The 12644-nt window shown below is 41.5% G+C and carries 13 protein-coding genes; 5 read left to right on the top strand and 8 right to left on the bottom strand.

The genetic code is table 11. The features are described 5' to 3' along the window. A partial coding sequence (locus tag AB4298_RS17445) for an Ig-like domain-containing protein (RefSeq protein ID WP_371987690.1) occupies positions 1 to 870 on the top strand: 870 nt, incomplete at its 5' end. Between the two features lie 302 nt (positions 871 to 1172). Here AB4298_RS17445 and AB4298_RS17440 read toward each other — a convergent pair. Then, on the bottom strand, positions 1173 to 2090 hold the full coding sequence (locus tag AB4298_RS17440; RefSeq protein ID WP_371987688.1) for a hypothetical protein: 918 nt from the start codon (positions 2088 to 2090) through the stop codon (positions 1173 to 1175). Positions 2091 to 2873: 783 nt separating this feature from the next. Here AB4298_RS17440 and AB4298_RS17435 point away from each other — a divergent pair. The 4 genes from AB4298_RS17435 to AB4298_RS17420 all read left to right on the top strand — a co-directional run bounded on the left by AB4298_RS17435 (position 2874) and on the right by AB4298_RS17420 (position 5620). After that, positions 2874 to 3134, top strand: coding sequence for a hypothetical protein (locus AB4298_RS17435; protein ID WP_371987687.1), 261 nt, complete (start codon positions 2874 to 2876; stop codon positions 3132 to 3134). Then, positions 3135 to 3380 carry a hypothetical protein gene (locus tag AB4298_RS17430; RefSeq protein ID WP_371987686.1) on the top strand — a complete coding sequence of 82 codons (246 nt, stop codon included), beginning with the start codon at positions 3135 to 3137 and terminating at the stop codon, positions 3378 to 3380. It abuts the gene before it with no gap. A gap of 699 nt (positions 3381 to 4079) precedes the next feature. Further along, positions 4080 to 4370 (top strand): hypothetical protein, encoded by a 291-nt coding sequence (locus tag AB4298_RS17425; RefSeq protein ID WP_371987684.1) that lies wholly within the window; start codon positions 4080 to 4082, stop codon positions 4368 to 4370. After that, the gene (locus AB4298_RS17420) at positions 4370 to 5620 is read left to right on the top strand and encodes a tyrosine-type recombinase/integrase (protein WP_371987683.1); all 1251 of its coding nucleotides are present in this window, start codon (positions 4370 to 4372) and stop codon (positions 5618 to 5620) included. Before AB4298_RS17425 ends, AB4298_RS17420 begins: the two co-directional genes overlap by 1 nt. Before the next feature lie 142 nt (positions 5621 to 5762). On the opposite strand, the gene AB4298_RS17415 is transcribed toward AB4298_RS17420, so the two are convergent. The 7 genes from AB4298_RS17415 to AB4298_RS21390 all read right to left on the bottom strand — a co-directional run. Next, positions 5763 to 6092: a YbaB/EbfC family nucleoid-associated protein gene (locus AB4298_RS17415; protein ID WP_202719971.1), complete on the bottom strand. Its 330-nt coding sequence runs from the start codon at positions 6090 to 6092 to the stop codon at positions 5763 to 5765. Between the two features lie 99 nt (positions 6093 to 6191). Further along, positions 6192 to 9131, bottom strand: coding sequence for a DNA polymerase III subunit gamma/tau (gene dnaX, locus AB4298_RS17410; RefSeq protein ID WP_371987682.1), 2940 nt, complete (start codon positions 9129 to 9131; stop codon positions 6192 to 6194). Between the two features lie 199 nt (positions 9132 to 9330). Continuing rightward, positions 9331 to 9882 carry an adenine phosphoribosyltransferase gene (gene apt, locus AB4298_RS17405; protein ID WP_248999257.1) on the bottom strand — a complete coding sequence of 184 codons (552 nt, stop codon included), beginning with the start codon at positions 9880 to 9882 and terminating at the stop codon, positions 9331 to 9333. A gap of 269 nt (positions 9883 to 10151) precedes the next feature. After that, a complete protein-coding gene (locus AB4298_RS17400) occupies positions 10152 to 10520 on the bottom strand; it encodes a YbaN family protein (RefSeq protein WP_371987681.1) in 369 nt (122 codons plus the stop codon). A 282-nt stretch (positions 10521 to 10802) separates the two neighbouring features. Further along, complete coding sequence (locus tag AB4298_RS17395) at positions 10803 to 11558, bottom strand: HvfC family RiPP maturation protein (protein WP_371987679.1); 756 nt, start codon at positions 11556 to 11558, stop codon at positions 10803 to 10805. Further along, positions 11558 to 12406 carry an HvfB family MNIO-type RiPP peptide maturase gene (locus AB4298_RS17390; RefSeq protein WP_371987678.1) on the bottom strand — a complete coding sequence of 283 codons (849 nt, stop codon included), beginning with the start codon at positions 12404 to 12406 and terminating at the stop codon, positions 11558 to 11560. Before AB4298_RS17390 ends, AB4298_RS17395 begins: the two co-directional genes overlap by 1 nt. 142 nt (positions 12407 to 12548) lie before the next feature. Continuing rightward, the coding region (locus AB4298_RS21390) for an HvfA family oxazolone/thioamide-modified RiPP metallophore (RefSeq protein ID WP_527251187.1) at positions 12549 to 12644 on the bottom strand (96 nt) is incomplete at its 5' end.

Here is a 12644-nt window from a genome sequence, read left to right as displayed (position 1 = left end):
AGTGTGTTAGACGTGACCACCGATAGCGCATTGTCTTGGAGCAGCAGCGACAGCAATATTGCAACTATCGATACCGATACAGGCATCGCAACCGGTGTAGCCGCAGGTACCGTCACCATTACAGCCTCGGGCAGTGCAAATGGCACCGAGTTTACTGCATCTGCTGAGCTAACGGTAACACCTGCTACAGTGACTGCTATTGAGGTAACGCCTAAAGTAGGAAAAGTGCCGGAAGGAAAAACCTTAGCTTATACTGCCACCGCATTGTTTTCTGACGGTTCAACATTAGACGTGACTGCAGAAACCTTGGTTTCTTGGAGCAGCAGTAATACCGCTGTAGCAACAGTCGATAATGATACTGGCGTTGTCACTGGTGAAGCGATTGGTACTACAGATATCACAGCTTTAGCTGTATTTGAAAGCAACACATTTAAAGATACTGTGCCATTAAGTGTTATAGCGTTTATTCCTTATCACCGCCCCCTTTTGGCAAGTGAGACACACTTTGATGAGTCCGTAGATTCTAAAGAGTATATTGTTTATACCGATGAGTTCGGTAACCAAGTTACAGGTCCAACAGAGTATGGCTATGCAGCTTTAAAAGTAGAAACAGCAATTGATGAATGTAAAAGAAGAGGAAAGCAGCTAGTTTCTAACGCTAATCAATTTAATGACTATATGAATGAACACCATGCAGAAGCATCAACTTGGCCGTTAGTTCGTTTCTTTTGGACGTCAGAGTTAGACACTGACGAGGTAGGCTCATGGTTTAATTATCGTTTAGCTATAGGTGAATTGGCAGGACCTGGAGGGTTTGAAATACGAGGACAAGATCCAGACTCTAAGGCCTTTGTCGTATGTGAAAATTAGCTTCACTTGGAAAGCATAATTAATGCTATGAGTATCGAAGAAGTTTAATTACTTAGATACTCAAATTTCTCTAATAACGAACTTAACTACTATTAGAACGGTTTGAATCATCAAACCCTCTATGCGACAACTCTCATGGCCTAGTAATTGTGTCCCAATAAAAGTGAATACTGAGAGAGCGAGTACGAATGGGATAGTCTGAGTTGAATACCGGAAACGAAAGCGAAGAAGGTATTTACGTTGCGAGGCATCACTTGCACAATTATGGGATCGGGCGCTTAGGCGCCCTTTTCTCCCATCTATTATCTATAGAACCTATTAGTCAATTCATCACACAGTACCGTTCGGTGCACTACCTTGGCTTGTAACAGTGCAGCATCCTCCTGACTTAGTAACACCTGTCGCGTCTTCTTATCAAACCTGGTTGGCATCTCTTCATAGAGCTGGTTATGCAACCTCTTTATGTCATTGAAGATTTGCAGTGATTGCGAGAACAGCATGACCTTGCTGTAATAACCATGCTTGATCCCATACAGCCACTTTAAAAGGATGGTTTGCCTTGCAGCCTTGGTCTTGAATGAATGCTCGATTTCAATCGCTGCGACTGTGCCATTGGGCTCTATCGCTATACCATCGACATTGCGCACATCATTAGATTTAAATAGCCGTTTAAACTCTGGCTCGGTGACAAACGAATACCAGTAGGGTTTAGCAATCTTATCTTGTGTTTGGTTATGCACGCCTTTGAGTAGAACGTACTGCATCATAAGGTCGTGCATAATGGTATTTTGGTTGACTCGCAAGCTAGCCTCTCCAGCGCGGAAATAGACCGCAACAGATAACAACTCTTCGGCGTATTTAGCCCCCGCATAATCGAGTACATAGACTCGCCCATCAACAGAGCGATGAGTGATAACAAGGCTTAGCAATTTCTCGCTGACAAGCTTGTTTAAATGCTCTAATGCGAGCCGATGTGGAATGTCATAAAGCCAGCTAATAATTGTTGGCGATATTAGGCCGAAACGAGTAACGATTTTCATCGTTAATACACGTCTATCTTTACCAATCTGATTATTGCTTGTTCCCGGTTGATAGTGCATTGGCATAGAGATGTAAGGTTGGTATAACCGCGCTACTTCAGGAGCTGTTTCACCTGCTATTTCACCCGCTATTTCGATGGTTTGGTTTAGCTGTTGGATTGTATTGATTTGCTTATTCATCTTGATATCCGTTGTTACGTTGAACATGGTTATCAAGAGGTAGAACTTTAGAACACAAACAATGCCGGTTTAGGCAAAAAAGTACTGATTTTTATTCCGAGATGCTTATTTCTCCCTCTCGGGATGAAAATAGCGATACCCATCGCTACCAAGCCAGGCTTTGCCTAATGGATGAATCACTTCGTGACACATCCATATGCCTTGAATCGCCCGCCAGTTCTGATGACTCGTCATCGCCACTGTCTTACGAGCTACGCTCTAGCTTTTCAATACATCAAACGCGCATGTATCTCGCTACGCTCTGTACTAACCGCATTTTCACCGCTTACGACGAGGGGATGTGTGCCACCTCTGTTCCCTCTTTCGACGCCGTGCTTTTCTGACGAAAAGGCAAATGGTTTAGCCATCAATTTGTGCCAAATGTGAGGCTAAATTTTGCTGAAGCAAAATGTAAATACGGTTAGTACAGACCAGCTGTACATGCGCGTTGCTCCTTTGAATCGATACTTCGTATCCATCCAAATACGCGAGCTGATGGCATGTTTCACATGCACTTTTGTCACAAAAACTCGTGCCGATTTTTGCTATTAAAAGCGCACTTTCGTTGGGGCGTAATGGGAAATTTTTGTGGGATTTTTGAAGAAAAAACGAAGAATAATTCGAGGTAAAACGCCAAACTTTTTGTTGCTGACAGTTCAGTCAAACAAGTTTGTAATCTAACATTTTTTCATTAATGTGTATAGACAGTGATGAACATTTAAGCAACAAAGTCAGGAGATGATTATGAGTACAAATTCTAACAACGGGCCACAAGTAAATGTCGATGGCACGCCTATGGTGGCTGATAGCGGGGTCGATATTAAAGGCAATCCATACGGTGTAACCGAGTCATCTATGGATACGAGTTGCACCTCAATCGATACCAGCTTCGACTCTATGAGTTGCGGCATTGATAACTCATTCGATAACTCTTATAGCAGTTCATTTGATAGCTCTTGTGACAGCAACTTCGACTCTTTTAGCTCTGGATTTGATGACTTTTAAATGCCAAGAAAACAATTAAATCTAAACCAGACAATGAGCATCCCGCTGGTAATAGGCGCGATATTGTTGTTCTGGTTATTCTCTTTTTATGTTGAAACCGATGATATTCGATACCTTTTCACCTATAGCCTAGGTAGCTGCAAACTGACCCTTGGTGCATCAGCATACCAAGCCCTTTGCACGCAAAACCCGAGTAAAGTGAACTTATGGCGTGCCAGCTACTTTATCCTTTTTCGAATAATTTAAGGTGAGCTTCACACCCTATGGAGAACGTATGTACTTTCTAATACCTGCTTTTGTCATGGTAATTGGCATCTACTATCTCGTGGTTGTTTCAGAGAATAAAAACGGAAAACGTTAAAACCAACACTCTCCCAGAAAGCGTTAAAAAATTAATTTTACAAAGTTCAAACCGCCCATAACGAATATCTAACAATCTCCGATTACAAAAAACGGCAATCAGTAAAGAACATTACTTGCAGCTGAAAGGCACATCTCATTTTAGAAATGCTCGTTTAATTCGTGCTTTATGCTTTTCAGTTTTTTTGAAAATCTTATTAAAACTGAAGAATTATCGAAATAAACAAAACGCCAACATATGAATAATTATGCAACATGACACTTTTATATGCAAAACAACGAAACACAAAACACTTTACAGATAATTTTTACACCTGATAGGATTTAATAAGTTTCAACAAGATACACAAATAAACAACAATAACGCGTAAAATTTTTCGGTTATAAGAAACCTCAAGGTAGTGACTACTTAGTCACAAAGAAAAACGCATAAAAACAACATGCTAAGGAAAATGATGCAGCTAAAATCTAAGATAGAACAATCAAATTCCCCCTCTACTTGTGGATAGGGGACTATCAAATCCGATTACTAGTCCGAATAACTTTGTTCAATATTACTATTAAAAACCGAGGAGATTCATAATTTTGCCACCACTAATCTATCAAAAGCCGATGGAATCTTATCAAGAACAGATCGATTGGCTAACAGCCAAAATCTTTCAACTACAAGAGGAACTTCACTCTACTAGAGCGAAATCTGAAGATCGGTGGATGACGATCATGGAAGTGTCGAGCGAGCTAAAAAAAAGCGCCGATGCCATTCGTCAAAGGGTGAAAAGCAAAACGAAACCAATGCCAGAGGGTATTGTATGGAAACAAGAAGCAAAAGGACACGAGATCCTCGTTAACCTTAAATCCTTTAGAGAGTATCTGTAGTGACCCTATCACCAGCTATTGAAGCACTTTTAAAGCAAACTAAAGGAGTAACTGAACACAAAGGTAATCTTCGTGTTCAGTTTAAAGTCCCTGAGCGTTCTAGCCCGATAAAGCGCTCTCTTGCTATTCCTGTCACAAAAGCAAATATAAATTTTGCTCAGATTACACTGGGGAATATCAAACAAGATATCGTAAATGGTTTGTATAAGCTTGACCCCGATACTTTTTGGACAAAGCACTTTCCAACGAACAGCATAAACTATTGTCCTAATATCACTGTTGCTGTTTGCTTCGAAGAGTATATAGCCGAGAGTGCTAACATCCTTACTGACTCCACAAGAGAAAAATTAGCTTCGGCTAAAAGCTGGTTAAATCGACATAAACTTTTGGGTCGGCCAATTTCTGAAATCACTACTGACGTACTTAATAAGGCTCGGCAGCAGACTGTCACAGAATGCAAAGATTCAACCGTCAAGGAATACACGAACACATTCAGTAAAGTTTTAAGCCATGCTTTAGACAAGAAATACATAAAATCAAACCCAACTCAATCTCTTAAGAAGCTTGTTAAGGATGATATCAACCTTGATGATGAAGACAGCCTAGTACTACCATTTTCACAAAAGGAGTTGTACCGGCTCATAAGCGTTATTCACATTCCTCAAACAAAGCGCATGGTAGAGTTGTTAGCATGGACAGGTATGCGTCATGGCGAGCTAAAAGCGTTAGCGTGGGAGGATATTGATTTCGAAAAACGAATAATCCGTGTTAAGTACAATTTGACACGCCAAGGTAATTTAAAGCCGCCAAAGACAGTTGCCGGTCATAGAGAAATCGAATTACTTCCAAAAGCAATGGAAGTACTCATTGACCAAAAGGAGCAAACCTTCAATTCAGCTGCTCGCAATGAGACCATTTATTATAAAAACCAAAAATCAAAAACAATCAAACGCAGACGCGTATTTCTAAGCAGAAACAATCAGCCTTATCTCAGGCCTGAATTATCCACTACTCCCAAACAGTGGGAGAATTGGCTAATAAAAGCTGAGTTAGCTCACAGGCCTGCATATCAGTTAAGACATACCTATGCCAGTCAGCTATTGATGGTAGGAGCTGAGCCATCCTGGCTGGCTAAACAGATGGGACATTCTGACTGGGGAATGATCCGCAAGATCTATGGAAAATGGATAAAAGCGGAGAAACCAGACTACGTCAATGAGTTGGCTGATAAGCTTAATCAGACCTACTAGCCATCAAAAATTCGTAAGCAGAAACAAAAAAGCTCAAGCAAATTGCTTGAGCTTTTTTTGTTTTTAGTCGCTCGGATTTGGCCCCTATTTGGCCCCCTCCAATCTAACCGTGTAAATACACCGTTAAAACAGCAACTTAAAACTAGAATGGCATCTTCATGCCTGGTGGTAATTGCATACCGCCAGTCACTTCAGCCATTTTCTCTTTTTGATTCTCTTCAACGCGACGAGCGGCATCATTACAAGCTGCAGCGATAAGATCTTCTAGCATCTCTTTGTCGTCTTCTAGTAGGCTTGAGTCGATATCAACTTTACGTACACTGTGAGAACCCGTCATAGTGACTTTAACTAGACCAGCACCAGCTTCGCCGGTAACTTCCATGCGTGCGATTTCTTCTTGCACTTTGGCCATTTTGTCTTGCATCATCTGGGCTTGCTTCATCAAGTTGCCCATACCGCCTTTTCCAAACATACTCTAATTCTCTTCTATTATGTATTACAACAAATAAAGTCGGCTAATCTTACTAAAAAATGAATGATTAGCAATGAAAGCTGAAATTCAATTATAAAATTATGACTCAGTTAACCGCTTAAAGTTCGCAATATCGATTAACTCAATCAATTTTCCTTTCTGTGCCAACAACTCAGGCGCATAAGTTAACGAATCATCAGTCATCTGTGCCCCCATGTTTTGGCTTAACCAGCGCACATTGTCATCTGTCATTAAATCGTGATGTGCCTGAACTAAAATCTCTTTATTAAAGCGTCGCCTTACTTCTAGTGGCGTTTCACGGTCATTATCAGCACCGACTGTCACGCTTACCGTACAATGCTCACCTAAAGCACCACTCATAGCCTCTTCTAACTGTTTAATAGCAACGTCTGCAGCTAAATGCTTTTGATCTGGTTTAAGCAATAATGATAATGGCTGCTCAAACCGATGACAGACAGAGTTAACAGCTAACTGGCGAACTCGACCACCGACCTCAAGCTCAGACATAAAGCGATACCACTTTAAATCCACGTCGTTACCGGTTAACTCACCGCTTGGTAATGCAGGTAAGTTTAGCTCAATATCCTGAACAGGAGATGAACCGCTAACGCTTTGTGGCTGTTCGCTATCGATATCAGCTTGCTCGGCGGATACATTAGCTTCAGTCGCTTTACTGTCAACGAATGTTTCACTATCTGATTCACTATCAAAACGTGCGCAGGGATCTTGTTCATGAGGATCTTCCCATGGCGGTCTATCAATGATCTCTTGCTCCGTCTCACCATTATCAATCTGTGTAGGAGTTGTAGCAGACGCCTCTGACTTATTCGAAAGCGGTTCACTGCTTTCAATCTTGTCACCTGTATTAACAGGCTCTTTTCTCACTGGCGGCGTAAAAGGCTTACGAACCTCTAATGACTTTTTTGATGCCCCTTCCTTAGGCTCATCCTCTCCTAGCCCTTCAAGTAAAGTCGCTCTCGCAGCTAAAACTGCGTCGAGAAGATCATCTCCCGCATCGATAGTTGAACTTTGTGAAGTATTGCTTAGCGCTTCAGCTTGCTCTGGTGCACTTACCTGCTGATGAGCTGGAGTTTGATTGGACTGATAGCTTGCCTCTTGACCAAAGCCATAATCATCTTGGTCGGCAGCAGCGAAAGCATCACCATAAGCACCAGCATAATCGGCATAAGAAGCCAACTCATTATCGGCATCATTAGCATACGAATGTTGCTGGTAATCGCCGCTATTGCTAACGTCATCACTAATAGTGCCGCTATGAGTTTCACTGCGGTCATTAAAGTTATCGTCACTATAATTGGAGTTAACAGGCTGCTGTTTAATGCTGGCTTCAAGCTCTGGGCTAAATTCAGCCTCTGTGCCCTCGACGGTATTAGCTTCTAACGCAAATTTTTCGCTTGCGACGACAACTTGATTCGATGCTGACGCCACCGAGTCTGTTTGACTAATATCCAACTCAGAGGTGGAGCTCTCACTAGATTCTTGCTCTGGTTTCTGATTTAGCGCTGTTTGTGATTTTGAACTTAATTCGCTGATGAGTTCTGGCTGGACTTGCTCAAAGCCTTGGCTCTCAGCTTGACTCATTATCACAGCCATTTCGCTATTTAAGCTATCTAATGGCTCATCTGCAGCTTGTTCTTTCTCATCCTGTAACGGTTCAGTTTGCACTGAAGCAGCTTTTGTTTCATCAGTGTTGACGTTTACAGATGCAGTAACCGGCTCAGCTTGTTGCTGATTTGTCTCTGCAGCGTTAGCTTGAGAACTTAACCCCGTTAAGGCAGGTTTCGAGCTAGGTGCTACAGATTCAAGCGTTTTTTTTTGAGTCGAAGTCGCTGCGTTCGCCACACTATTGACTTCGGGATTGACATCAGGGAACTGAATCGCTGCTTGGCTATCAGCAGCCCAACGAGTCACTGGCTTTTCAGGAACAAAAGTCACCGCTCTTAGCAATGCCATTTCAAGACCCGATTTAGGATCCGGTGCATGGGGCAAGTCTTTACGGCCCGTTAATAATAACTGGTAATAAAGTTGAACTTGTTCTGCGGAAAGTTGTTGGGCAAAAGCCGTTATTTGCTCACTATAAAGTGACATCTGTGCAGCTGCAGGAGCGAACTGAGTTAAAGTCACTTGATGCAACAATTCAAGTAAGCTGCGCAGCACTTCTTCTGGCTCCGCGCCAAATGACAAGACTTTAGCGGTTACCTGCATCAAGTTCATAATGTCAGCTTTGGTGAGTGCTTCAAGTAGTGCTATTACATGCTTTTCGTCAATACTACCAAGCATGGTTTGTACTTGCCCAAGATTAACTTGGCCAGCACCAAAGGCTATCGCCTGATCGGTTAGACTCAATGCATCACGCATACTACCGTTGGCCGCTTTAGCTAATAGTGTCAGTGCTGTGACTTCAAAGCTTAACTGTTCTTGAGTCAAAATATGCTCAAGCTGAATGGCAATTTCGTCTTGGGTTAAACTCTTTAAGTTAAACTGCAAACAACGTGATAAAACCGTAACAGGCAAGCGTTGCGGATCCGTCGTCGCGAGTAAAAACTTTACATGTTCTGGCGGCTCTTCAAGGGTCTTAAGCAACGCATTAAAACTGCTGCGCGATAACATATGCACTTCATCGATAAGGTACACTTTGTATCGGCCACGACTTGGGCGATATTGCACGTTATCAAGTAATTCACGCGTGTCGTCAACTTTGGTTCTTGAGGCGGCATCGACCTCGATAAGATCAACAAAACGGCCTTCGGCAATTTCAACACAGGCAGAACATTGCCCACATGGCGTAGCTGTGACACCTTGTTCGCAATTTAAGCCTTTAGCAAAAAGACGGGCAAGACTGGTCTTACCGACACCGCGAGTACCGGAGAACAAATAGGCATGATGTAATCTTTGCTGAGTGAGCGCATTGGTTAAGGCATGTAAAACATGCGACTGGCCAACCATTTGCTCAAATGTGGCAGGGCGCCATTTTCTGGCCAACACCTGATATGACATGGAACTCCCCAACGTGTCATTAATACGGTTTCGGGAGCACGCTCCTCGACATCTTTGAACAATAGCATGCAACGCTTTTACATGCTATCTCAAGCGCCTGAGGAGCGATTTGACGGCGATAAATTCACCTTTACAGATTAAAGAGTAAACAAAATCGCTTATTCTTTAATAAAGAGATTTTACTACACCGTCGAAAGGCTTATTCGCCTTCGAACTCACAAAGGCTTAATAGATTCAGATCCATTGCCTTTAGACGTTCTTCACCACCTAAGTCTGGCAATGAAATAACAAACGCAGCATCGTTAACAGCACCACCAAGCTTACGAATAAGCTTAACCGTTGCTTCGATAGTGCCGCCCGTTGCCAGCAAATCATCAATAACAAGTACTTTATCATCAGCAGTGATAGCGTCAACATGGATCTCTAGCACATCATGACCATATTCTAGCTCATAGCTTTCAGAAATCGTTTCTCTCGGTAACTTTCCTGGCTTACGCACTGGTACAAAACCAATACCTAGCTCTAAAGCTAGAGGCGCACCAAATAAGAAACCACGAGCTTCAGTACCAACAACTTTAGTAAAGCCTTGATCTTTATAATGCTCAACTAAAAGGCCGATGGTGAGTTTATAGGCTTGTGGATCTTCTAATAAACTCGTCACATCTCTAAATAAAATCCCTTCTTTTGGGTAGTTAGGGATAGTTTTAATGCTGTTCTTTATTAGTGCCAAGCTATCAGTATTCATTACCATAATTCTGTACTTTATCTAATTTAATTTTGCTGACACTAACTGACCCAAGTACTAATAAAAGAACCAAAAGAGTCTAAAAAATGTCACCTAAGTGTAAAAATCGGCGTCAAGCTTAAGCCGCTTTATAGTGAGTTGCAACCTTGTAACTGCAGAAGTGTAGCCTCTGTCGAAGCAAATTGACGATTTGATTGTTCGCCTAGCAAAAGGCTTTACCCATTGCATTGAAATAATGCCTTTATTTCAATGCAATGGCTTAATACAAGCTTGGGCTAATCTTCAATCTCTGGGATGCTACGCAAATAAATAATTAATCCCGTACCAAAACAAGCTAGCATTACTTTTACCCAAATCAACGGCACCACAGCAATACTAACTAAAAAGCTCAAACTACTTACAATGTAAGCTTTTCTTTTAAGGCTTTTACGAATAGCACCTTGTGCCTGCCAATTTTTGAGAGCGTCAGCAAACCATGGATGATTCATCAACCACAGGTAAAGCCTGTCACTGGAACGCGCAAAGCAATAGGCTGCTAGCAGTATAAATGGAACAGTTGGCAGTACGGGCAGTAATATTCCCAGCAGGCCTAATACTAAGCTACACAGGCCAACAATCAGAAAAAAGCCACGTTTTAACGCCATTTAACAGTCCTAAAATAACAAAAAGCCACTCGAAAGAGTGGCTAGTATACCTGAGCTTGGCTTAAAGGCGGATTAAATTAACCCCATTACCTTTAACCATGAAAGGCTTGCCGGAAGTGTTGGTATCAACATAACTAAAACAAAACCAATAAAATAAACAATGTTAAATGGGTCTTTAAACGGCTGACTCATGACGTCCTCTACTTATTATTGTTGACTGCATTTATTGATCTAGATCAATTTTTGAGATCATTATAAAGATCCGTCACCCTAATAGAAAGCCTATTGCCCTATAAAATGTTTAATAATGCCTTTCTCACTTAATTCAGCAAGCAACTGCAAACAACCTTGTTCAAGCGTTGCGGCATCGATATGACTATAAGTCTGTACTAACCACTCTATTAACAATGTAAATTCTACATATTCATACTGCGCGATATAGGCTAATACTTGTGCAGTTAATGGATTAAGCTGCAAAAAATTCACTTCTTCATCTATATCGCGATAAATACAGAAAAATTGCGGTGTATCCCCTGGCGCTTTTGGTTGATGCTCTGGACTAATATGCTGCACATCATAGGCATACTGAGCAATTTGCGACGTTGCTGATACACATAATTTTATTGACTGCAGATCCGGTTGTTTTTTATCTATTAGTTGTTGCTCTTTATCTTCTTGAGCAACGGCAACCACTAATTCTAACCATTCATAATGGGCTAGTTCGAGTATAAAAGCCGGGTCTTCCTCACGAGGTTGGTACTCTGTTTGCAGAAACAACAAAAACTCTTGTGCGATTTCAATGAATATAGGCGTGTCGCAATCATGTGTGGCAAAGAAGTTTTGTATCAATTGCTGCCATTGTTGCTCTTGATAAAGACTTTTTAAAACGGGGAATGCATTGGAAACAAAACCATCAACATTATTAAAAAACAATTCGCGATATATTTTCATCCTTCGCGCTTCTACCCCCTCCGGTAGCGGCAATGATGGATCTTTAATGTAATCCATAAAGTTTTGCTGTACTTCAAAAAAGCTCATTAAGCGCTCCTTTTTAAACTAGCAACATGACGATTTTGATAATCGTGGATCTGATTTATTTCTAACAACAATTCACTGGTTTCAGGAATGTTAAAGTCACGCTCTAATAAAGTAGGGAACACGCCATGATATTGATGACAAGCGTCAAGTAATTTCCATACAGGGCCAACTATGTCAGCCCCATGAGTATCAACAATCAGATCTTCAGCCTCTTCATAGTGCCCTGCAATGTGCAGGTAAGCGATGCGCTCTGTTGGCATCGCCTTTAAAAACTCAACGGCATCATATTTATGATTAATTGAGTTAACGTAAATATTATTAACATCTAGCAGCATCTTACAATCTGCTTCTTGCATCACTGCAGTGACAAATTCTGCTTCAGACATTTCTGCGCCCGGCGCCGCATAAAAAGAGACATTCTCTAGCACTAACGGCCTTTCGATAATGTCTTCGACTTGCTTAACCCTTTTCGCTACGTGAAAAACGGCTTCGGAGGTAAATGGGATTGGCATTAAGTCATACATATGCCCACTACCCGAGCAATAACTGAGATGCTCTGAATAAGTACTAATTTGATGAATATCTAAAAAGTCTTTGATATTTTTTACAAACTGTAAGTCTAACGGTGCAGGACTGCCGATAGAGAGTGACAATCCATGGCAATAGAACTCATGTTTTTCTGTAAGTTCCCTAAACTGACGGCCAAATTTTCCACCTAAAGTCATCCAGTTCTCAGGGGCAACCTCAAAAAAATCGATATCACTAGGGACTTTTTGGCAAAACTCATCAAGCATTTCGCGCCTGAGTCCTAAGCCGACTAGTCCTTTATTCACCTTATTGTTTGTCATACTACATGCCCACTAGATTAGGGATTTATACCCATAAGTATAAGAAGTTGATCTACTCATAACGACTAAATCTTGATACTAATTGATATTATAAACAAATAGGGCCAGCGATTAGCTGACCCCATATTAATGCTGGGAAAGCTTATTTAGCACCACCGCATTTACCTTCACCACATTTACCTTCTTTGGCTTTGGTTTTAGCTTTATCGCCACCACACTTACCTTCGCCGCACTTACC

Origin of the sequence: Shewanella sp. 10N.261.52.F9, from assembly GCF_041471165.1 — a bacterium.
GTDB lineage: Bacteria > Pseudomonadota > Gammaproteobacteria > Enterobacterales > Shewanellaceae > Shewanella > Shewanella marinintestina.
The sequence above is the reverse complement of the archived record's forward strand: the minus strand, read 5'-3'. Positions and strand labels throughout refer to the sequence as shown.

Bases quoted from the DNA above. Each gene is read 5' to 3' on its own strand.
- AB4298_RS17440 (WP_371987688.1), bottom strand. From the start codon at position 2,090: ATGAATAAGCAAATCAATACAATCCAACAGCTAAACCAAACCATCGAA.
- AB4298_RS17435 (WP_371987687.1), top strand. From the start codon at position 2,874: ATGAGTACAAATTCTAACAACGGGCCACAAGTAAATGTCGATGGCACG.
- AB4298_RS17430 (WP_371987686.1), top strand. From the start codon at position 3,135: ATGCCAAGAAAACAATTAAATCTAAACCAGACAATGAGCATCCCGCTG.
- AB4298_RS17415 (WP_202719971.1), bottom strand. From the start codon at position 6,092: ATGTTTGGAAAAGGCGGTATGGGCAACTTGATGAAGCAAGCCCAGATG.
- dnaX (WP_371987682.1), bottom strand. From the start codon at position 9,131: ATGTCATATCAGGTGTTGGCCAGAAAATGGCGCCCTGCCACATTTGAG.
- apt (WP_248999257.1), bottom strand. From the start codon at position 9,882: ATGGTAATGAATACTGATAGCTTGGCACTAATAAAGAACAGCATTAAA.
- AB4298_RS17400 (WP_371987681.1), bottom strand. From the start codon at position 10,520: ATGGCGTTAAAACGTGGCTTTTTTCTGATTGTTGGCCTGTGTAGCTTA.
- AB4298_RS17395 (WP_371987679.1), bottom strand. From the start codon at position 11,558: ATGAGCTTTTTTGAAGTACAGCAAAACTTTATGGATTACATTAAAGAT.
- AB4298_RS17390 (WP_371987678.1), bottom strand. From the start codon at position 12,406: ATGACAAACAATAAGGTGAATAAAGGACTAGTCGGCTTAGGACTCAGG.